At 71.4% G+C, this 20,531-nt stretch carries 18 protein-coding genes, 2 rRNA genes and 1 pseudogene (1 of these 21 only partly in view); 11 read left to right on the top strand and 10 right to left on the bottom strand.

What is annotated here, in order from left to right; all coding sequences use genetic code 11:
* A 23S ribosomal RNA gene (locus FIV43_RS09895) occupies positions 1-1,900 on the top strand (it extends 1,255 nt beyond the left edge of the window).
* Positions 1,901-2,155: 255 nt separating this feature from the next.
* Positions 2,156-2,272, top strand: a 5S ribosomal RNA gene (gene rrf / locus FIV43_RS09890).
* 101 nt (positions 2,273-2,373) lie between these two features.
* On the opposite strand, the gene FIV43_RS22295 is transcribed toward rrf, so the two are convergent.
* The 3 genes and pseudogenes from FIV43_RS22295 to FIV43_RS09885 form a co-directional block, all read right to left on the bottom strand.
* Complete coding sequence (locus FIV43_RS22295; protein WP_231123898.1) at positions 2,374-2,925, bottom strand: hypothetical protein; 552 nt, start codon at positions 2,923-2,925, stop codon at positions 2,374-2,376.
* 170 nt (positions 2,926-3,095) lie between these two features.
* A pseudogene (locus FIV43_RS23140) lies at positions 3,096-3,398 on the bottom strand (aldehyde dehydrogenase family protein); the annotation flags it as partial.
* Entirely contained in the window at positions 3,305-5,833 is a 2,529-nt protein-coding gene (locus FIV43_RS09885) for a proline dehydrogenase family protein (RefSeq protein ID WP_231123897.1), read from the bottom strand. The pseudogene FIV43_RS23140 and the gene FIV43_RS09885, both read right to left, overlap by 94 nt.
* 101 nt (positions 5,834-5,934) lie before the next feature.
* On the opposite strand from FIV43_RS09885, the gene FIV43_RS09880 reads away from it, so the two are divergent.
* Both FIV43_RS09880 and FIV43_RS09875 read left to right on the top strand, forming a co-directional pair.
* Positions 5,935-6,861 (top strand): LysR family transcriptional regulator, encoded by a 927-nt coding sequence (locus FIV43_RS09880; protein WP_231123896.1) that lies wholly within the window; start codon positions 5,935-5,937, stop codon positions 6,859-6,861.
* A gap of 152 nt (positions 6,862-7,013) precedes the next feature.
* A complete protein-coding gene (locus FIV43_RS09875; RefSeq protein WP_141013994.1) occupies positions 7,014-8,543 on the top strand; it encodes a catalase in 1,530 nt (509 codons plus the stop codon).
* A gap of 73 nt (positions 8,544-8,616) precedes the next feature.
* Here the strand turns inward: FIV43_RS09875 and FIV43_RS09870 are convergent, their stop codons facing one another.
* Both FIV43_RS09870 and FIV43_RS09865 read right to left on the bottom strand, forming a co-directional pair.
* Positions 8,617-8,952 (bottom strand): SHOCT domain-containing protein, encoded by a 336-nt coding sequence (locus tag FIV43_RS09870; RefSeq protein WP_196781032.1) that lies wholly within the window; start codon positions 8,950-8,952, stop codon positions 8,617-8,619.
* Positions 8,953-8,990: 38 nt separating this feature from the next.
* Positions 8,991-9,422, bottom strand: a complete 432-nt coding sequence (locus FIV43_RS09865; RefSeq protein WP_141013993.1) for a DUF6325 family protein — start codon at positions 9,420-9,422, stop codon at positions 8,991-8,993.
* Positions 9,423-9,572: 150 nt separating this feature from the next.
* Here FIV43_RS09865 and FIV43_RS09860 point away from each other — a divergent pair, with 150 nt between their 5' ends.
* The 3 genes from FIV43_RS09860 to FIV43_RS09850 are packed head-to-tail and all read left to right on the top strand — an operon-like array spanning position 9,573 to position 11,147.
* Positions 9,573-9,956 (top strand): SHOCT domain-containing protein, encoded by a 384-nt coding sequence (locus FIV43_RS09860; protein WP_141013992.1) that lies wholly within the window; start codon positions 9,573-9,575, stop codon positions 9,954-9,956.
* Positions 9,953-10,351, top strand: coding sequence for a DUF7144 family membrane protein (locus FIV43_RS09855; protein ID WP_196781031.1), 399 nt, complete (start codon positions 9,953-9,955; stop codon positions 10,349-10,351). Before FIV43_RS09860 ends, FIV43_RS09855 begins: the two co-directional genes overlap by 4 nt.
* 25 nt (positions 10,352-10,376) lie before the next feature.
* The gene (locus FIV43_RS09850) at positions 10,377-11,147 is read left to right on the top strand and encodes an MBL fold metallo-hydrolase (protein ID WP_141013991.1); all 771 of its coding nucleotides are present in this window, start codon (positions 10,377-10,379) and stop codon (positions 11,145-11,147) included.
* A 56-nt stretch (positions 11,148-11,203) separates the two neighbouring features.
* Here FIV43_RS09850 and FIV43_RS09845 read toward each other — a convergent pair whose 3' ends face one another.
* Genes FIV43_RS09845 through FIV43_RS09835 form a run of 3 tightly spaced genes read right to left on the bottom strand, consistent with a single transcriptional unit; the run spans position 11,204 to position 14,189 of the window.
* Positions 11,204-12,565, bottom strand: a complete 1,362-nt coding sequence (locus FIV43_RS09845) for a cytochrome P450 (protein WP_141013990.1) — start codon at positions 12,563-12,565, stop codon at positions 11,204-11,206.
* 27 nt (positions 12,566-12,592) lie between these two features.
* Positions 12,593-13,153 carry a TetR/AcrR family transcriptional regulator gene (locus FIV43_RS09840; RefSeq protein ID WP_141013989.1) on the bottom strand — a complete coding sequence of 187 codons (561 nt, stop codon included), beginning with the start codon at positions 13,151-13,153 and terminating at the stop codon, positions 12,593-12,595.
* 10 nt (positions 13,154-13,163) lie between these two features.
* A complete protein-coding gene (locus tag FIV43_RS09835; protein ID WP_141013988.1) occupies positions 13,164-14,189 on the bottom strand; it encodes a DUF2332 domain-containing protein in 1,026 nt (341 codons plus the stop codon).
* 107 nt (positions 14,190-14,296) lie between these two features.
* Between FIV43_RS09835 and FIV43_RS09830 the strand changes: the two genes are divergently transcribed.
* The 3 genes from FIV43_RS09830 to FIV43_RS09820 all read left to right on the top strand — a co-directional run bounded on the left by FIV43_RS09830 (position 14,297) and on the right by FIV43_RS09820 (position 18,194).
* On the top strand, positions 14,297-15,004 hold the full coding sequence (locus FIV43_RS09830; protein ID WP_141013987.1) for a hypothetical protein: 708 nt from the start codon (positions 14,297-14,299) through the stop codon (positions 15,002-15,004).
* Complete coding sequence (locus FIV43_RS09825) at positions 14,980-16,512, top strand: DUF4185 domain-containing protein (protein WP_141013986.1); 1,533 nt, start codon at positions 14,980-14,982, stop codon at positions 16,510-16,512. The genes FIV43_RS09830 and FIV43_RS09825 overlap by 25 nt, the downstream gene beginning before the upstream one ends.
* A 92-nt stretch (positions 16,513-16,604) precedes the next feature.
* The gene (locus FIV43_RS09820) at positions 16,605-18,194 is read left to right on the top strand and encodes a cation:proton antiporter family protein (protein ID WP_141013985.1); all 1,590 of its coding nucleotides are present in this window, start codon (positions 16,605-16,607) and stop codon (positions 18,192-18,194) included.
* On the opposite strand, the gene FIV43_RS09815 is transcribed toward FIV43_RS09820, so the two are convergent.
* Positions 18,119-18,982 (bottom strand): enoyl-CoA hydratase-related protein, encoded by an 864-nt coding sequence (locus tag FIV43_RS09815; RefSeq protein WP_196781030.1) that lies wholly within the window; start codon positions 18,980-18,982, stop codon positions 18,119-18,121. The two genes, FIV43_RS09820 and FIV43_RS09815, sit on opposite strands and share 76 nt — an antisense overlap.
* Complete coding sequence (locus tag FIV43_RS09810) at positions 18,979-19,650, bottom strand: nitroreductase (RefSeq protein ID WP_231123895.1); 672 nt, start codon at positions 19,648-19,650, stop codon at positions 18,979-18,981. Before FIV43_RS09810 ends, FIV43_RS09815 begins: the two co-directional genes overlap by 4 nt.
* 411 nt (positions 19,651-20,061) lie before the next feature.
* Between FIV43_RS09810 and FIV43_RS09805 the strand changes: the two genes are divergently transcribed.
* Complete coding sequence (locus tag FIV43_RS09805) at positions 20,062-20,490, top strand: hypothetical protein (RefSeq protein WP_141013984.1); 429 nt, start codon at positions 20,062-20,064, stop codon at positions 20,488-20,490.
* Positions 20,491-20,531 lie beyond the last annotated feature (41 nt).

Raw genomic sequence — 20,531 nt, 5'->3', positions numbered from 1 at the left:
CTCAAGCCGTCCGCCGAAGCCATGGCATCTACATTGAACCCAGGAGATCTTTGGTCTTCCAGGGGTGTGGATGGGTAGGGGAGCGTCGTGCCACGGGTGAAGCTGCAGAGTGATCTAGTGGTGGATGTGGCACGAGTGAGAATGCAGGCATGAGTAGCGAATCACGGGTGAGAAACCCGTGCGCCGAATGATCAAGGGTTCCAGGGTCAAGCTAATCTGCCCTGGGTAAGTCGGGACCTAAGGCGAGGCCGACAGGCGTAGTCGATGGACAACGGGTTGATATTCCCGTACCGGCGAAGTGGCGCCCATGATGAGCCCGGTGATGCTAACCACCCGAAGCGCAGTTGATTGATCCCTTCGGGGTGAGACGGTTGTGTGGAGCGTGGGACCCGATCCGGTAGTAGTCAAGCGATGGGGTGACGCAGGAAGGTAGCCCAACCACGCCGATGGTTGTGCGTGGGTAAGCATGTAGGGCGGGATCTAGGCAAATCCGGATTCCTGGCTTTGATGCCGAGCTTGAGATGTGATGCCGACCCCGTAGGGGGGAAGTGGGTGATCCTATGCTGTCGAGAAAAACCTCTAGCGAGCCATGAGCCGCCCGTACCCCAAACCGACTCAGGTGATCAGGTAGAGAATACCAAGGCGATCGAGACAACCATGGTTAAGGAACTCGGCAAAATGCCCCCGTAACTTCGGGAGAAGGGGGCCCGGATCGTGATCGGACTTGCTCCGGGAGCGTGAAGGGCCGCAGAGACCAGGCCCAAGCGACTGTTTACTAAAAACACAGGTCCGTGCGAAGTTGTAAGACGATGTATACGGACTGACTCCTGCCCGGTGCTGGAAGGTTAAGAGGACGGGTTAGAGCCTTTCGGGGTTCGAAGCTCAGAATTTAAGCCCCAGTAAACGGCGGTGGTAACTATAACCATCCTAAGGTAGCGAAATTCCTTGTCGGGTAAGTTCCGACCTGCACGAATGGAGTAACGACTTGGGCGCTGTCTCAACCATGGACTCGGCGAAATTGCACTACGAGTAAAGATGCTCGTTACGCGCGGCAGGACGGAAAGACCCCGGGACCTTTACTATAGTTTGGCATTGGTGTTTGGTTCGGCTTGTGTAGGATAGGTGGGAGACTGTGAAGCTCGTCCGCCAGGATGGGTGGAGTCATCGTTGAAATACCACTCTGGTCGTACTAGATGTCTAACCTAGGGCCATGATCTGGTTCAGGGACAGTGCCTGATGGGTAGTTTAACTGGGGCGGTTGCCTCCCAAAATGTAACGGAGGCGCTCAAAGGTTCCCTCAGCCTGGTTGGCAATCAGGTTTTGAGTGTAAGTGCACAAGGGAGCTTGACTGTGAGACAGACATGTCGAGCAGGGACGAAAGTCGGAACTAGTGATCCGGCCACTCCTCGTGGAAGGGTGGTCGCTCAACGGATAAAAGGTACCCCGGGGATAACAGGCTGATCTTCCCCAAGAGTCCATATCGACGGGATGGTTTGGCACCTCGATGTCGGCTCGTCGCATCCTGGGGCTGGAGTAGGTCCCAAGGGTTGGGCTGTTCGCCCATTAAAGCGGCACGCGAGCTGGGTTTAGAACGTCGTGAGACAGTTCGGTCCCTATCCGCCGCGCGCGTTGGAAACTTGAGAAAGGCTGTCCCTAGTACGAGAGGACCGGGATGGACGAACCTCTGGTGTGCCAGTTGTACCGCCAGGTGCAGGGCTGGTTGGCTACGTTCGGAAGTGATAACCGCTGAACGCATCTAAGCGGGAAGCACGTTTCAAGATGAGGTTTCCTACCCCCTTTGAGGGGATAAGGCCCCCAAAAGATGATTGGGTTGATAGGCCGGAGGTGTACAGCAGTAATGCCCAGCCGACCGGTACTAATAGGCCGAAAGCTTGCCACAACAAATCCCCAACACACCCAACAAACAAAAACTGTTTGTTTGGGACATGAAATGGGACACCGCGCAAGACAACAACACTCGCGTCCACACGACCACACGATCACCAGATCACCAGATCACCAGATCACCAGATCACCGGTTGATCAGATGATCAGATGGTGGAGAATCAACAGACCACCCCACCCCCAACCCCACACCCGGCGGACACAAAGGGCACAAAGGGACACAAGCGGGGGAGTGATGGGGTAATAGAGTTACGGCGGCCATAGCGGCAGGGAAACACCCGGTCCCATACCGAACCCGGAAGTTAAGCCTGCCAGCGCCGATGGTACTGCAACCGAGAGGCTGTGGGAGAGTAGGACGCCGCCGGACAAACATTGACGATGGGCCATCACCACCAGGTGATGGCCCATCAGTCTTTTTCCCACACCCCGAGCGGCCGCAGCGGTGTCCGCTCGGGGTGCTGTGCGCTGTTAGGCGCGACCTCGCCCCTGGCCGACGGGGAGGATGTTGTCGGTGAGACCGTCCAACGTGCCGAATCGGTGGGCGGTCATGCTCACCGCCTGCTCGTGGACGAAGGGCAGCAGTTCCACGCGACCCGCCTCGGTGACGGGCTGCGCGTAGATCGCCAGGTCTGGGCGGCCACCGGTGGCTCGTGCCAGGGCTGCGCGGTCGCCGCCGACCAGCCGCACCCGCCCGGCGGGCAAGCCGGAGGCCCGGGTGGTCCACTCGTGCTCGGTCTCGACGGTGACCGCGACCCGGGCGGCGCTGAACGCGGTCTGGACCGCGATCGGCAGGTCCGTCGGTGTGCTGACCGCGACAGACGATCCGGCGACCACCCCTGCGGCCACCACCCGGAGGAGATCGGCCACGGGGCGCTCTCCGTCGTACCGGACGGCGACGGGGACGGGGAGGTGGCGCAGCACGTTGCGCTCGACGGCGATGCCGGTCGGGTCGGTGGTACGGCCGAGGTCGGTCCGCCAGACGTGGGCGTCGCTGCGCAGCGCCCGTTCGAGCCGGGCCACATCGTCGGCCGGGAGATCGGTCGCCGTGGCGGACTCGAGGAACGGACGCTGGGCGGGAGCAACTCGTCGCCCTCCCGGGCTTCGATCGGCTCCCAGTCGACCAGACCGTGCAGGTAGCTGGGCCCGCCGGCCTTGGTGCCGGCGCCGACGGCGGACCGCTTCCAGCCGCCGAACGGCTGCCGCTGCACGATCGCGCCGGTGATCCCGCGGTTGACGTAGAGGTTGCCCGCCTGCACGCGGTCCACCCAGGCGGCGATCTCGTCGGCGTCGAGGGAGTGGATGCCCGCGGTGAGGCCGTAGGCCGGCGCGTTCTGCAGGGCGATCGCCTCGTCGAGCGTCTCGGCCGTCATGATCCCGAGGACCGGCCCGAAGAACTCGGTCAGGTGGGTCCGGGAGTCGGGGGCGACGCCCAGCTTGACCCCGGGGGACCAGAGCCGCCCGGTGTCGTCGAGGGGGTCGGCTCCACCAGCCAGGACTCGCCCTCGTCCAAGGTGGTCAGCGCCTCCAGCAGCTTGCCCCGGGCCGGCTCGATGACCGGGCCGACCTGGCTGGTCGGGTCCGTGGGGTAGCCGACCCGGAGCGACCGGACGGCGTCCGCCAGCTGGTCGCGGAACCGACGGGAGGTCGCCACCGGCCCGACCAGGATCGCCAGTGACGCGGCCGAGCACTTCTGGCCCGCGTGGCCGAACGCGGAGGCGACGACGTCCTTGGCCGCGAGGTCGAGGTCCGCGCTGGGAGTGACCACGATGGCGTTCTTGCCGCTGGTCTCGGCGAGCAGGGGGAGGTCGGGTCGGAAGCTGCGGAAGAGCTCGGCCGTCTCGAACGCCCCGGTGAGGATCAACCGGTCGACCCGGGGGTCGGAGACCAGTCCCCGTCCGAGATCGGACTCCTCGACGTGCGCCAGGTGCAGCACCTCGCGCGGCACACCGGCCGCCCACAGCGCCTCGACCACCACCGACCCGCAGCGCTGGGCCTGTGGCGCGGGCTTGACCACGACCGACGAGCCCGCTGCGAGCGCCGCCAGCATCGACCCGGCCGGGATCGCCACCGGGAAGTTCCAGGGCGGGGTCACCACGGTCAGGCCGACCGGGACCGGACGGGCGCCGTCGGTCTGCTCCAGCCGCTCGGCCGAGCGGGCGTAGTACCGCGCGAAGTCGATCGCCTCGGAGACCTCCGGGTCGGCCTGGTCGAGGGTCTTCCCGCACTCCGCCGCCATCACCTCGACCAGGTCGCCGCGGCGCCGTTCGAGCTCGGCGGCGGCACGCCGGAGCACTGCGGCGCGGCCCGTGCCGCCACGCTCGGCCCATCCGGGCTGGGCGGCGACAGCGCTCACCACGACCTGCTCCAGCGCCTCCGGCGAGCTCACCGTGTGCTCCTCGACCAGGTCCGCGCCGAGCGCGCTGTCCGCGGCACGCCGCAGGATGTCGGCGGCCCAGTCGCGGTTGCCCGGCAGTGCGGGGTCGGTGTCGGGGGTGTTCACGAATCCGTTGCCGGGCACCGGCACCGCATCGGTACGACGGTCCTGGGTGCGGTTCGGATGCGGCACGGCGGGGTCGACGGCGTGCAAGGAGGCCAGGAAACGCTCGCGCTCCCGGGCGAAGAGGCTCTCGTCGCTGCCCAGGTCGAAGACCGCCGACATGAAGTTCTCCTGGCTGGCGCCCTCCTCGAGCCGGCGCACCAGGTAGGCGATCGCGGTGTCGAACTCCGTGGCCCGGACGACCGGCGTGTAGAGGAGCAGGTCGCCGACGGTGCGTCGTACCGCCTCGGCCTGGCCCTGGGCCATCCCGAGCAGCATCTCGAAGTCGACGCCGTCCCGGACGCCGCGGCGGCCGGCCAGGAGCCAGGCGAAGGCGACGTCGAAGAGGTTGTGGCCCGCGACCCCGAGCCGGACGTTGGCCACCCGGTCCGGGTGCAGCGCGTAGTCGAGGATCCGCTTGTAGTGGGTGTCGGTGTCCTGCTTGCTGCCCCAGGTGGCCAGCGGCCAGTCGCGCACGGCGGCCTCGACCGACTCCATCGGCAGGTTCGCGCCCTTGACCAGGCGGACCTTGATGCCGGCGCCACCCCGGGCGCGACGGTCCGCGGCCCACTCCTGCAGGTGCTGCATGGTGGCGAGGGTGTCGGGCAGATAGGCCTGGAGCACGATGCCGGCCTCGAGGTCCTGCAGCTCCGGCTCGTCGAGCAGGCGGGTGAAGACGGCCACGGTCAGGTCGAGGTCGCGGTACTCCTCCATGTCGAGGTTGATGAACTTCCGGGAGGGGGACCGTGCCGCGCGCAGGTAGAGCGGCCGCAGCTGCTCGACGACGTGGGCCACCGTGGCCTCGAACGCCCAGGGCGAGTGCGGTGCCACGGTCGAGGAGACCTTGATGGACACGTAGTCGACGTCGTCGCGGGCGAGCAGGCGGTGGGTGCCCTCGAGCCGCCGGGTGGCCTCGCCCTCGCCGAGGACGGCCTCGCCGAGGAGGTTGACGTTCAACCGCACGCCGGTACGCCGGATGCGGGCGATCGAGCGTCCCAACCGCCGGTCGGATGCGTCGACCACCAGGTGCCCCACCATCCGGCGCAGCACCCGGCGGACCACCGGGATGACCAGCCCGGGCGCGATCCTCGCCGCCAGTGCGCCGACCTTGACCGCCGTCCGGAGGTGCCAGGCCAGGAAGCGGGGGAGGTCCTCGGCGAGCTCGGCGAAGGCCTGCGCCGCCACGCGTGGATCCTCGGGCCGGATCACGCCGTCGACGAAGCCGACGGCGAACGGTAGGCCGGCCGGGTCCTTGAGCACGCCGGCGAGCTGTTCGGCCGAGCTGTCGGCCGGCACCTCGGCCGCGGTGGCGAGCCACTGCCGGACCAGGGCTTCGACCTCGTCGGTGAGCGCCGGGTCGTGCAGGTCGGTCGGGAGGGAGGACGTCGTCACGGGCGGATCCACTTCCGGGAGGGGGTGATCCCGTCAGTCTGATCCGCCGGTTGTCGTCAGGTAAAGTGATGATTGCTGATGCTGATTCATCGCATCTCCTGATGGATCGGATGGGGAGGGGAGCCGTCTTGCTGGACGTACGACGACTGCGGCTGCTCCGCGAGCTGGCCGTACGGGGCACCCTGGCCAGGGTGGCCGAGGCGCTGCACCAGAGTCCATCGTCGGTCTCCCAGCAGCTCACCCAGCTCGAACGCGAGGCCGGTGTCCCGCTGCTGATCAAGGCCGGTCGCGGTGTGAGGCTGACCCCGCAGGCCGAGATCCTGGTGCGGCACGCTGAGCACGTCCTGGCCGGGCTGGAACGTGCCGAGGAGGAGGTCGCCGCCTCGCTGGCCACGCCGTCCGGCTCGTTGCGCGTGGCCGTCTTCCAGTCCGCCGCGCTGGCCCTGCTGCCGGCCGCCCTCACCTGGCTCCGCGACGAGCACCCACAGCTGCGGGTCACCGTCGTGCAGCGCGAGCCGGAGACGGCGCTGGCCGAGACCTGGGCCCGCGACTTCGACCTCGTGGTCGCCGAGGAGTATCCGCACCACGCGTCGCCGCGCCACCCCGGCCTGGATCGGGTGCCGCTCACCACCGACAGCCTGTGGCTCGCGGTCGCCGCGCAGGGTGCCGACCACGCCCACATCCGGACCATCGAGGACGCGGCGGACGTCCCGTGGGTGATGGAGCCGGTCGGGGCGGCCTCCCGTCACTTCGCCGAGCAGACCTGTCGCCGGGCCGGCTTCGAGCCCGACGTCCGGTTCGAGACCGCCGACCTGCAGGCCCACCTGCGCCTGGTGCAGTCCGGGCACGCGGTCGCCCTGCTGCCCGACATCCTGTGGAAGGGCCTGCCCGCCCCGGCACGGCTGTGCGCCCTGCCGGACGCTCCGCAGCGGTCGATCTTCACCTCGGCACGACTCTCCTCCGGGGCGAGCCCCGGCGTCGCCGCCTGCCGCGAGGCACTGGCCCACGCGGCGCGCGCGCCACGCTGACGGCGTACCGGTCGAGGGAGCCCGCAGCAGGGGCGCCCTTGAATTACGACCGCGCCGGCAGCAGGTTGGGGTCATAGCCCACGGACCGGTGGGTACCGACTCCTCGTATCTGCGTGCCCGCGCGAGCACCGCGCGGGCGAGGAAGGACCGTGATGAACGACGACGCCGGGGCACGCCCCGCGACCACGAACGACGCCGGCAATCCCGTTGCCAGTGACGAGTACTCGCTGTCGGTGGGACCCGACGGCCCGCTGCTGCTCCAGGACCACTACCTGATCGAGCAGATGGCGCAGTTCAACCGCGAGCGGATCCCCGAGCGGCAGCCGCACGCCAAGGGTGGTGGTGCGTTCGGTGAGTTCGAGGTGACCGGCGACGTCTCCGCCTATACCCGGGCCGACGTGTTCCAGCCCGGCCGGAGGACCGAGATGCTGGCCCGCTTCTCCACCGTGGCGGGTGAGCGCGGTAGCCCGGACACCTGGCGCGACCCGCGCGGCTTCGCGCTGAAGTTCTACACCGAGGAGGGCAACCTGGACCTCGTCGGCAACAACACCCCGGTCTTCTTCATGCGGGACCCGATGAAGTTCCAGCACTTCATCCGCTCCCAGAAGCGGCGCCTGGACAACAACCTGCGCGACCACGACATGCAGTGGGACTTCTGGACGCTGGTGCCGGAGTCGGCGCACCAGGTCACCTGGTTGATGGGGGACCGTGGCATCCCGCGCAGCTGGCGCCACATGAACGGGTACTCCAGCCACACCTACTCCTGGATCAACGCGGCCGGCGAGGTGTTCTGGGTCAAGTACCACTTCAAGACCGACCAGGGCGTCGAGTGCTTCACCCAGGACGAGGCCGACCAGATGGCCTCGGCCGACACCGACTACCACCAGCGCGACCTCTTCGAGCACATCGAGGCCGGAGAGTTCCCGTCGTGGACCCTGAAGGTGCAGATCATGCCCTTCGAGGACGCCAAGACCTACCGGTACAACCCGTTCGACCTCACCAAGGTCTGGCCCCACGACGACTACCCGCTGCACGAGGTCGGCCGGATGACCCTGAACCGGAACGTGACCGACTATCACACCGAGATCGAGCAAGCGGCGTTCGAGCCCAACAACCTGGTCCCCGGCACCGGGCTGTCCCCGGACAAGATGCTGCTCGCCCGTGGGTTCAGCTACTCCGACGCGCACCGCGCCCGGTTGGGCGGCAACTATCGCCAGATCCCGGTCAACGAGCCGAAGTCACCGGTGCACAGCTATTCGAAGGACGGCGCGATGCGGGTGCGCAACGCGACCGGACCGGTCTACGCGCCCAACTCCTACGGCGGTCCCGCGGCCGACCCGGCGCGGACCGACGACGGGGGCCGTTGGGCGGCCGACGGCGAGATGGTGCGGACGGCGTACACCCTGCGTGAGGCCGACGACGACTGGGGGCAGGCGGGGACCCTGGTGCGGGAGGTGCTGGACGACGCGGCCCGTGACCGACTGGTCGACAACATCGTCGGGCACCTGCTCAACGGGGTGAGCGAGAAGGTGCTGGTGCGCGCCTTCGAGTACTGGCGCAACGTCGACACCGACCTCGGCAAGCGGGTCGAGGACGGCGTCCGGGCGAAGGCGGACGAGAAGGACCCCAAGGCGGGGGAGCAGGGCAACCCTGCGCGCTCCTCCATGCAGGACAAGGCCTGACCGCCGAAACCCCTTCGCGTACGACGAGGCCCACCGGACGTTCGTCTGGTGGGCCTCGTCGTACCGCGGGCCGTCAGGCGCCGAGGATGCGCGCCTTCTCCGCGGCGAACTCCTCGTCGGTGAGCAGCCCCTGCGCCTTGAGCTCGCCGAGCTCGCGGATCTGTGCGATCCGGTCCTCGGCGCCGCCGGCCGCTGCCGCGGCGGTCGGCTGGGGGGCCGCCGGCTGCGGGGTCGGGGCGGCCTGCGGCGGTGCCGCGTACTGGACCTGCTGCTCCGCCTGACGGTTGGCCGCCCGCTGGTACTGCCGGCGCTGCACGCCACCGGACACCGCGGTGGCGGTGCCACTGATCACGGCGGTCCGCGCCATCGTCCCGATCAGGCCGGGTCGGCCGATTCGCCTACGCATCATGGATCCTCTTTCCTTCGCGATGCCGGTTGCCCGGGTTCTCAGTCGTCCTCGAGCGCGGCCACCGCGGCCGCGACGGTCTCCGCCGGGATGCGCTCCTGGACGATCACCTGTCCGCCGGACTCGCGCAGCGCCGTGCTCAGACGGGCCGCCCAGCTGTTCTGCCAGACCAGGACCAGCGCGGCCGAGCCGGGCTCGAGTCCGGCACCCACCTCGGCGAGGTCGACGTCGTTGAGCAGGTCGACGGCGTCGCCGGTCAGCCCCTCGAAGGAGTCCGCGATCGGCGAGTCCTCGATCTCGATCACGGTGACCTCGTCGCCGTCGCGGCGGACCAGCGCGAGGTCGAGGAGCTGCACGGTCCCCGATGCGTGGAGGTCGATGAGCGCCGGGGCGATGTCGCCGTTGAACTCGGGGTTGTCGAAGAGGACGACGGCCAGGTCGACCGGCCCCCACTCCTGCGTTGAGATCTGCATCGACTGCCTCTCGGTTGCGCTGGAACTGCCTGGAAGGTCGGGGACGATCGTGGCACCGTGGGTGGCCGGCGGTCCACTTCGACGTCCAGATCCCGCCTCGCCGATCGGTCCTCGCTCCGCGAGCGCCGGGAGGGTCTACGCTGACCGGCCATGGACAGTTTCTGGGACTTCTTCTGGTTCATCATCTCCTTCTTCCTGCTGATGGCCTACCTGCTCGTGCTGATCCAGGTCATCTCCGACCTGTTCCGCGACCGCAGCACCAGCGGATGGGCGAAGGCCGCGTGGGTCTTCTTCCTGATCCTGGTGCCGATGCTGACCGCGCTGATCTACCTGATCGCGCGGGGCAAGGGGATGACGGAGCGCAACGTCGCCGCAGCGACCGCCGCCCGGGTCGACACCGACGCCTACATCCGCTCCGTGTCGACCGGTGCCGGGTCCCCGGCGGACGAGATCGCCCGGGCCAAGGCGCTGCTCGACGCGGGCTCCATCGACCAGGCCGAGTTCGAGCGGCTGAAGGCGAAGGCACTGCAGTGAGCGCTGCGCGTCAGCGCACCCTCTGGGTGGGGCCGATCGCGTTCGCGGCGGTGATGCTCTGCATCGTCGGCCTCTTCAACGTGGTCACCGGCCTCACCGCCGTCACCTCCGACGAGATCACTCTCGGCACCGAGGACCTGGTGGTGATCCTCGACGTCACCGCCTGGGGCTGGGTCCACCTGCTCCTCGGCGTCCTGCTCTTCCTCACCGGACTGGCCGTCCTGCTCGGCCAGACCTGGGGACGGGTGGTCGCGGTCGCGCTGCTCGCGGTCAACATGGTCACCCAGGTGGTGCTGGTGGAGGCGACGCCGTACGCCAGCCTGGCCGTGATCGGCCTCGAGGTCGTGGTGATCTGGGCCCTGATCGTGCACGGGGACGAGGTGGACCCGAGCTGACCCCCGGGGTCGGCCCGGCAACGACATGACGGTCACCCTCAGCTGGCTGGGCCACTCCACCGTCACCATCGACCTGCCGGGGGCGCGTCTGCTCACCGACCCGCTGCTGCGGCGCCGCGCAGGGCCCCTGGTACGACGCCACCCGGCGCCGCGTCCGGAGAGCTGGCAGTCCCCGGACGCGGTGCTCCTCTCCCACCTGCACCACGACCACTGCGAGCTCTCCTCGCTGCGGATGGTGCCCGAGGCGGCGGTCTACAGCTCGCCGCGGAACGCGCGCTGGCTGCGACGCAGGGGCGTGCCCGCCGCCGGGCTGCCCGACTCCTCCTGGCTGCCGCTGCCGTGCGGCGAGCGGGTGGAGCTGCGCCAGGTGCGGGCCGACCACCGGCACCGGCCGATGCCGCACCGGCCCAACGACGCGCACGGGCACCTGATCCGCACCCCCGACGTCACCGTCTGGGCGGTCGGCGACACCAGCCTCTACGACGAGATGGCCACGGTGCCCGAGCTGCTCGGGCGGCGGCTGGACGTGATCCTGGTGCCGATCTCGGGGTGGGGTCCGCGGCTCTCCGCGGGGCACCTGGACGGACCGCAGGCGGCCCGGGCGTGCGGGCTGGCCCGGGCGCGATGGGCACTGCCGGTGCACTGGGGCACCCTGCACCTACCGGGACAGCAGCAGCGGCCCCGCGGCTGGATGGACCGACCGCGACAGGAGTTCGAGGAGGCGCTGACCGAGCTGGCACCGGACTGCACCCCGATCGACCTCCGACCCGGCGAGAGCTGGTCCCTCCCGGGCTGAGAGGTCTGCGCTGCGCTGCTCGGCCGGCTCGGCTCGGCCGGCCGGCCCGGACAGGCTCAACCGAGCTCGACCGGCAGTCGGGCCCACCCGCGCAGGATCCGGGTGTCCCGCCGCCGCGCCCCCGGCGCGAGGGTGAGGCTCCCGAACCGCTCGTGCAGCGTCCGGAGCGCGACCTCGCCCTCCATCCTGGCCAGCGCGGCACCCAGGCAGTAGTGACGGCCGCCGGAGAACGCCAGGTGGTCGCCGGCGTTCTCGCGGCGGACGTCGAAGGTGTCCGGGTCGGTGAAGACCAGGGGGTCGCGGTTGGCGGCGGCCAGCAGCGCGGTGACCACGCGCCCCTTCCGGATCGGGACGCCCGCGATCTCGGTGTCGCGGACGGCGGTCCGCCCGGTCAGCAGCACCGGCGGATCGAAGCGCAGCGCCTCGTCCACCGCGCGCAGCCACGGGACCTCCCCGGCCACGAGGGCCGCACGCTGCTCGGGATGCTCCGCGAGCAGCGCGGTGGCGTTGCCGATCAGGTTCACCGTCGTCTCGAAGCCGGCGGCGAGGACCAGGCCGGCGGTCGAGATCAGCTCGGCGTCCGAGAGCCGGGCGCCGTCGTCGTCGCGCACCGCGACGAGCTGGCTGAGCAGGTCCTGGCCGGGCGATCGTCGTACCTGCTCGATGTGGTCGCGCAGCCAGGCGTCGAACTCGCGCAGGGTCCGCTCCACCTGGCGGAACCTGACCAGGGGCAGCCCGAGGTCCAGGCTGGGCGCGGCCAGGGTGCCGAAGCGGCGCACCACGTCGCGCTCCTCGAGGGGGACGCCCAGGATCTCGCAGATCACCGTGACCGGGAGGGCGGCGGCGTAGGCGTCGACCAGGTCGACCGGCCCGCCCCGGCGCGTACGGGGCGCCTCGCGGACGAGGTCGTCCAGGAGCTCCTCGGCGACCTGCTCGGTGCGGGCGCGCAGGCCCTCGACCGCGCGCACCGTGAAGACCCGGGTGACCAGCTTGCGCATCCGGGTGTGGTCGGGCGGCTCGGTGACCAGCAGCGACGGCTCGCTGAGCGGCCCCATCGGTGCGGACCGCCCGGCCCAGCCGAGCAGACGCGCGATCGGGCGGTCGTCCTGCAGTCCGATCCCGGCCTGGACGTCCGGGCTGGACAGCACCTCGCGGACCACCGCGTGGTGGGCGGTGACCAGGGCGAAGTGGCCGCGGTAGAAGGGCCCCGCCTCGCGGATCCGGGCGAAGAGCTCGAGCGGGAGCTCCTGGGAGTCGTGGGTGGCCCGGATGACCTGGCCCTGCAGGTCTCCGCGGCGGGCACGGGCCGCGATCGCGGTGCTGGGCAGCGCCTGCCCCAGCGACCATCGGGTGAGGGCCTGCGCCGGATGCTCGACGCGGTCGCGGGCAGCGTGGGCCAGACGGGTCGCGGTGCTCATCACACTCCAGGTGGTCGGCTTCGGGGTTCAGGGCTGCGCCGGAGCCTGCTCCGGCTGGGTCAGGGCGGTCAAGGTCCGGGTCAGCAGCGCCACCCGTTCGTCGGCCGAGGAGGGGTCGGAGACAGCGGTGAGGCAGAGCGACCGCACGCACCGCGCCAGCCACCGGTCCGGCAGCGGGGAGGTGAGGTCGCCGATCTCGCGCCGGTGACGGAGGAAGGAGCTGATCGGCTCGTCGGTGATCGCCAGCCGCGCCGTCTCCTCGACCGAGCTGTCGAGTGCGTTGACCAGTGGGGCGTGCTCCGCGCCGGCGCTGACAGCGGTCCGGGCGAGGTGCTCCCAGGCGGCGGTCAGCGGGAGGTCGGCGATCTCGGCCAACAGCGGGGTCAGCAGGTCGTCAGCGAGCTTCTGGGCGAGCGCCGCGAGCAGGGCGCGACGGTCGGGGAAGTGCCGGTAGACGGTGGCGCGGGTGAGCCCGGCGCGCTGGGCGATCGCGGTGAAGGCGAGGTCGCCGGTCTCGGCCAGGGTGCCGGCGGCCGCGTCGAGGATGGCGGACCGGTTGCGGCGTCCGTCGGCGCGAAGCTCCTCCACGGCGTCGACACTATCTCGCGTCGGCCGAGGGCGGCCCCGGGCGCGCGGTCCAGTCCAAGGTGCGCCCGTGGCCGTGGGTGCGGGCGACCATCCGGCCGTCCACGCCCAGCACGAAGGCCTGCCCCTGGTCGGGGGTCGCCGGACCGGTCGCGGTGACCGAGGGCAGCACCCGCTTCCCCTCGTTGCTGATCCAGTGGCACCGGCCGGCAGCGACCAGGTCCCGCATCATCGTGTCGAAGCGCAGCCGGTCGTCGGGTGGGAGGTAGGCGATCACGGCGCTGTGGAACACCACGACGGTGCCGTACGACGCCGCCCGCTCCACCAGCGCCGGCAGCTCGGTCAGCAGGTCACCGACCACCAGGTGCGGCGGGTCGGCCGCGGCGAGGCCGACGGCGTGCCGCAGCCGTTCGCGCCGCTCGTCCTGCTCCGGCCAGACCAGGGTGGTCAGCCAGTCCATCGCGTCGGCGTCGGTGACGTCGAGCGGATTCAGGTCGATGCCCGCGCGCAGCGAGATGCTCGGCGGCTGGTGCGGCAGCGGCGCAGGACCGGTGACCCGGCACGGCAGCCGCGGTTCCGGTCCGAGGAGCACGTCGTCGGAGTCCGCGCGCTGCCACGCGTAGCCCCAGTGGTCCGGGTAGAGGCAGAGGCCCGCCGACGCGCCCACCTCGACGAGGGCGATCGGGTGTGCGCGGTCGAAGGGGCCGGTCGCCGCGGTCATCGCCGGCAGCAACGTCGCCAGGCGACCCACCTCGTTGGTCTGGGTGGCTCGGGTCAGGATGGTCCGGCGGATCGAGCCGTCGTCGCCGAGCAGGGCGGCGCGCAGGCCCTGGTAGGGGCCGGGCGCCGCGACACCGTGCCAGCGAGCGGCAGCGAAGACGAGGTTGGGCTGCTGCTTGAGGCCGGGGAGGGTGGCGATCCAGGCCAGGAGCTCGGGGTCCTCGGTGACCGCCCGTGCCCAGGAGGTGAAGGTCGGGGAGTCGCCGCTGTAGGCGGCGAACTCGGCGTAGGAGTCGGCGACCGAGGCGTAGGGCTCCATGCGGCCCACGCTAGTCACCTGGCATCGCCCGGAACCAGACAGCGTGGAGCGCGGCCGCAGGGCGCAGCGCGCTATCCGGGGCGTCGGTGTCGCTAGGGTCTGCTGCCATGACCCGCACCGCGGCTCGACCGGCGAGCGGCCGCGCCGTGGGCTCCGTGCGGCGCAGGACGCTGGCGTGGCTCGCCACCGCCGCCGCGTCGCTCGCGCTGTTCGCTCCGGCGGTGGTCCAGGGTTGGGGAGGCACGCCGCACGACGCGCCGGTGCTGTTGGTGGGACCGGACGTCGTGACCGGCCCGCTGGTCGCCGGCGCCGAGCTCGTCGAGGGCCACCTGGACATCGGGACGGGGATCACCGACAGCGACGAGGCGCGGACCGAGGTGGCCGAGGGGCGGGTGATCGGCGCGCTGGTCCTGGACCTGCGGACCACCGAGGACGAGCTCCTGATCCGGGACGACCTGCACCCGCGAGTGCGGGACGCGCTGGTCGCGGACGTGACCGCGGTCGAGCAGCGCTATGGCCGGACCCCGACGGTGCAGGAGGTGCCCGGACGGACCCCGCCGGATCGGGCCCTGCTCTGGGCGGCGGGCCTCTCGGTTCTGGCGGGCTACCTGCTGGCCGTGGCGATCTCCCTGATCTGGGGCCGGTGCCGCGCAGCCTCGGCCGGGGCCTGGTCCGCATCGCCGCCGCGGCCGGGCTCGGTGCACTGGTCACGGTCGCGGCCCTCAGCGCACCCGCCCTGCGACCTTCCGGGGACGTCGCCGCTCCGGTCGCCGCGTCCGTGGTGCTCGGGGTGTCCTGCTTCAGCGCGGCGGTGACCACGGTCGCCCTCGAGGCGCTGCTGCGCCTGCACGGGCTCGCCGTGGCGGCGCTGGTGCTGCTGGTGCTGCCGCTGCCGCTGCTGCTCGCCGGTGGCTCCAGCCTGCTCGGCGGCCTGCCGGCCGCGGTGGTCCCGTGGACCACCGTCGGTGCGACGATCGACGCGGTCGCCGGCGTGGCCGCGGGCGATCCCAGCGCGGTGGTGCCGCTGGTCGCCCTCCTCGCCGGCGTGCTCCTCGCCCTCGTCGTGCTGGCCCTGGCGCGCGTCGCGCTGGTGCGGGAGCGCCGCGCGGGCCAGGCGCCGGCCCCCGCCCCGACCGCCCCGACTGCGACCGCCCCGACCGTGCCGGCACGGTGGCGCCGGGGGATCGGCACGGGGGCCGTGCTGGCGGTGGTCCTCGCCGGCGGCGTGCTGCTGCTGATGCCGACCCCCGACCGGACCCCGCAGGCCCTGCCCAGCCTGGCGGCGAGCACGGAGTGCACCGCGACCGGGGAGATCTCCGGGGCCGAGGACCTCAACCGGGTCACCAGGCTGCGCGGGTCGCCCGAGTTCCAGGGCGGGGACGTCGGCGCCGACGCGCTGCTCCAGGACGGGCGGCGGGTGTGGCTCTTCGGGGACACCATCCGGGCGACGCCCGGCGGTGGCCAGACGCTGGTGCGCAACTCGATGCTCGTCGTCGCCGAGGACTGCCTGCAGGTGGTGCTCCCCGAGGACGGTGGCGCGCTGATCCCGGATCGTGGCGACGTGGGCTACTGGCCGATGTCGCTGACCGTCACCACCCGGCCCGGCTACGACCTGGTCACCGTCTTCGCCCAGCGCACGCGCTCGGGGGAGTCCGAGGACGTCTTCGGGTTCACCATCCTGGGGCCGGCGGTGGCGCGGTTCGTCGTACCGGTGGGGAAGACGCCGCAGCTGCTCTCGGTGACCGACCTGGGCGAGGACGACCCCGACACCACGCGGCCCATGTGGGGCGCGGCGAGCGTGCGGGACGGAGGCTGGCTCTACGCCTACGGCACCGCCCGCGCCGCGGACGCGGAGCCCGTCTCCGGCTTCTCGATGCGGGTCGCGCGGATGCGGACCGACGACGCGACCCGCCCCGGCCGCTGGCGGTACTGGGACGGCACCGCATGGGTGCGGGGCTCGGAGGAGGCCGTCGAGCTGATCGGCGCGGCCGACGGCGTCTCCCAGACGCTGAGCGTCTTCCGTCGCGGGGCGACCTGGTATGCGTTCAGCAAGCGCAACGAGGTGCTCGGCACCGACCTGGTCTTCTGGACCGCGCCCGAGCCCACCGGTCCGTACGTCGCGCAGCCGCCCTCGGCCCAGCTGCCCACCGACGGCCAGACGGGCCAGCTGCGCTACATGCCCCTCGCGCATCCCGACCTGTTCCCGGAGCCGGGGTCGGTGATCGTCTCCTACAGCCGCAACAGCACCGACTTCGGCAAGGTGCTGCGCAACCCCCTGCTCTACCGTCCCCGGTTCCTGCGCCTGGACCTGCCGACGCCCTGAGCCGCGTCGGCCGGTCCGGCCACCGGGCCGTTCGGAGCCAGCGCGGGGGTGCTGGGAGAATCATCCCGGCGCCGAGCACGAAGGGGGAGACCATGGGGGACACCGAGGCGATCCTGCTGGCCTCCCTGATCGGCGGAGCGCTCGCGGCGATGGTCCGGCTGCCTCCGCTGGTGGGCTTCCTGGTCGCGGGGTTCGCCCTCGCGCCCCTCGGCGTGGAGGCCACCGGCACCGTGCAGACCGTCGCCGATCTCGGTGTCACCATCCTGCTCTTCGGCGTGGGCCTGAAGGTGGACCTGCGATCGCTGGCCCGGCGCGAGGTCTGGCTGGCCGCGTCGGTGCACATGGCGGGCAGCGCGGTGCTGGGTGTCGCCCTGCTCGGCGCGATGGCCGTGATCGGCGTCGGCCTCGTCACCGACGCCGGGCCGCAGGGGTGGGCGTTCGTCGGCTTCGCGCTCTCCTTCTCCAGCACGGTGCTGGTGGTCAAGCTGCTCGAGGAGCGCAACGGCACCCGGTCGCTGAGCGGGCGTACCGCGATCGGCGTGCTGGTGATCCAGGATCTGGCCGCCGTCGCCTTCCTCGCGGTCACCGAGGGTCGCGCGCCCAGCCCGTGGGCGTTCCTGCTGCTCGCGCTCGTCCCGGCGGCGCCGCTGCTGCGCTGGGCGCTGGCCCGGCTCGGACACGACGAGCTGCTCCCGCTCTACGGGGTCGCGCTGGCCCTGGTCCCCGGCTACTGGCTCTTCGACGCGTTGGGCGTCAAGGGCGACCTCGGCGCGCTGGTGGTCGGGATGCTCCTGGCGTCGGCCCCGCGGTCGGGTGAGCTCGCCAAGAGCCTGTTCACGCTCAAGGACCTGTTGCTGGTCGGATTCTTCGTCTCGATCGGCCTCGGCGGGCTTCCCGACCCGGGCGAGCTCGGCATCGCCGCAGCCCTGCTCCTGCTGCTCCCGGCCCAGGCACTCGGCTACGCGCTGCTCTTCTGGCTGTGCCGCTTCCGTCGTCGCACGGCGGTGCTGACCTCGACGGTGCTCACCAACTTCTCCGAGTTCGGCCTGATCGTCGTGGTCGCGGCCCCGTCCGGCCTGCTCGGCGAGGAGTGGACCGCGATCCTGGGCACCGCGGTGGCGGTCAGCTTCGTCTTCTCCGCACTGCCCGTCAGCGGCGGCGAGCGGCTGGTCCGGCTGATGCGCCGGGTACTGCCGGACCGGCCCGTGGACCGGATCCATCCCGAGGACCGTCCGCTCGACGCAGGGGACAAGCAGGCCGTGGTGCTCGGCATGGGGCGGGTGGGCCGGGCCGCCTACGAACGGCTGCAGGACACCTACGGGCTGCGGGTGCTGGGCATCGAGACGGACCGGGAGCGCTGCGAGCGCCTCTGCGCCGAGGGCTACCAGGTGGTCGAGGGCGACGCCACCGATCCCGAGCTGTGGTCGGCCGACTCGTTCCGCGGCACCGAGCTGGTGCTGCTCGCCATGCCCTTCCACGGCAGCAACCTGCACGTGTTGGAGCGGCTGCGGGAGAGTGGCTACCCCGGCACGGTCGCGGTCGTCGCCCAGTTCGACGAGGACCTGCGCCAAGCCGGGGAGCGGGGCGCGGACACGGGCTTCCAGCTCTACGACGGGGCGGGCGCCGAGCTCGCCGACCGCGCGGTCACCGCGGCGCGGCCCGGCTCCGGTACGACGACCTGAGCCCGGCCGGGACGCTCAGCGCGACCAGCGTGGCGGCCGTCGCTCGAAGAACGCGGTGACGCCCTCGCGCGCGTCCGGGAGGCCTGCATCCGACCGATCGCGAGCTCGGTCGCGGTCCAGCCCACCGCCTCCGCGGGACCCCGGGCGTCGTGCACCGCGCGCAGCGAGGCGCTGACCGTGTCCGGCGAGTTCCGGTCGATCCGGGCCGCCAGGGCCAGTGCGCCCTCGCGCGCGGCCCCCGGCTCGGTGAGCACGTTGACCAGACCCACCTGGTGGGCGCGGGCTGCCCCGATCGGGTCGCCGGTGAGGGCGAGCTCGGTGGCCAGGTTGGCCGGCAGCCGGTCCGGAGCCCGGAAGAGCCCGGCGCAGGTCGGCACCAGGCCCCGCGCCACCTCGGGGAGCCCGAACCGGGCGGCCTCGCTCGCGACCACCAGGTCGCAGGCGAGCACCAGCTCGAAGCCGCCGCCGAGTGCCGGGCCGTCGACCGCGGCGATCAACGGGGTCGCCCGGGTGCGCCGGATCAGCCCGTACTCACCGCCCCGGTCGGTGCGCGGCCCCGACATCGAGGTGAGATCGGTGCCGGCACAGAACACCGGCCCGTTGCCGGCGATCACACCGACGTGCAGCGACGGATCGTCGTCGAGCCGGTCCAGCGCCGCCGAGAGGGCGTCGCTGAGCTCCTGGTTCAGCGCGTTCCGCTTGGCCGGCCGGTTCAGTGTCATCACCAGCACGGGGCCCTCGCGGTGGACCTCCAGCGGCCCCGGCGGCGTCGCGCCCGGGCCGGTCACGGGCGCTCCACGACGTGCACCACGTCGTCCAGTGCGGCGCGATCGGTGCGGAAGGTGTTGACCGGGTGGTCCTCCGCGGGCCGGCCGAAAGCGACCGCGCACAGCACGATCCGGTCCTCGGGCAGGCCGAGCAGGCGTCGTACCGCTCCGGAGTGGATGCCGATGGCGCCCTGCGCGATGGTGCCGACCCCGCGGTCCAGCGCGGCGTTCATCAGGTTGGTCACGTAGGCGCCGCAGTCCAGGGCGCCGTAGGTGCCCTGGATCCGGTCGGAGGTGACGATCACCGCGTGCGGAGCGTCGAAGAAGTCGTAGTTGCGCAGCATCTGCTCGGCGCGAGCAGCCTTGTCGCCGCGCTCGATGCCGAGGCTCTCGTAGAGCGCATAGCCGGCCGCGCGGCGGCGGTCGTCGTAGACCCCGAGGTAGCCGCCCGGGAGCGGGACGTCGCTGCTGACGCCGAACGGCTCGGCCTCGACCCGGGCCCGCAGCTCCTTGCGGAACCACTCGAGCGCGTCGCCGCCGAGCAGGTGCACCTGCCAGGGCTGGGTGTTGCACCACGACGGGGTGCGCTGCGCGACGGTGAGGATCTCGGTGACCAGCTCGTCCTCGAGCGGCTCGGGCCGGAACGCCCGGCAGCTCCACCGCTGCTCCATCAGGGTGCCGAAGTCCACGCTGTCTCCTTCCGGGCCGCCGCCGCGGGGTCGGCGGGCGGGTGGGCGGCCGACGTCCCGGCCGTTCGCACCCTAGCCAGTCGTCGGGCGCACGCGATGGGTGGATCCTGTGGACGGGAGCCCTCAGTTGCCCCTGCAGGAGCAGCGAGCGAGGTGAGTCCCGGCCGTGCACCGCGGCGTCCTCCGCCCGATGGGGTGAGCCGGCGCGGGAATCCGGCGACCCCGTGATGGGATGTCCACCGTGTCTGGTGCAGAGGCCGTCGGGCCGGTTCGCAAGCGCCGCGTGCGCGACCCCGAGCACACGCGACGGGTGATCATCGAAGCGGTGCTGACCGCGCTGACCGAGGGGACCTGACGCCGACCGCCAAGAACATCGCGGCCCGCGCCGGGGTCTCCGAGCGCAGTGTCTTCGTGCACTTCGCCGACCTGGACGAGCTGCGCCAGGAGGCGGCCGCCGAGCAGGCCCGCCGGATCGACGCGCTGCTCGAGCCGGTGGCACCCGACGGCCCGCTGGAGGTCCGCCTCACCGAGGTGCTGCGCCAGCGTGAGGCGCTCTTCGACGTGCAGGCCGGGATCCGGTCGGCGGAGCTGGTCCACGTGGCGCGGTCCGCGGAGGTCGCGGCGCTGGTGCAGGAGCGGAGATCGGGATTCCGACTCCAGGCAGCGACCGCCTTTGCGCCCGAGCTCGCCTCCCACGAGGACCCGGAGGGTGCGCTCGACCTGCTCGAGGCGCTCCTCGACTGGTCGTTCCGTCGCCAGCTGGTGATGCGGCAGCAGCTGGACCAGCGCCGGGCGACGGCCGTCGTCCGCAGCGCCGTGCTCGCGCTGCTCGCGGGCTGATCGACGGCGTCCCCGGGGCTGGCTCACTCTCCGCGGGTCGC

The organism is Nocardioides sambongensis, assembly GCF_006494815.1.
GTDB lineage: Bacteria > Actinomycetota > Actinomycetes > Propionibacteriales > Nocardioidaceae > Nocardioides > Nocardioides sambongensis.
This window is presented reverse-complemented; position numbering and strand designations above follow the sequence as displayed.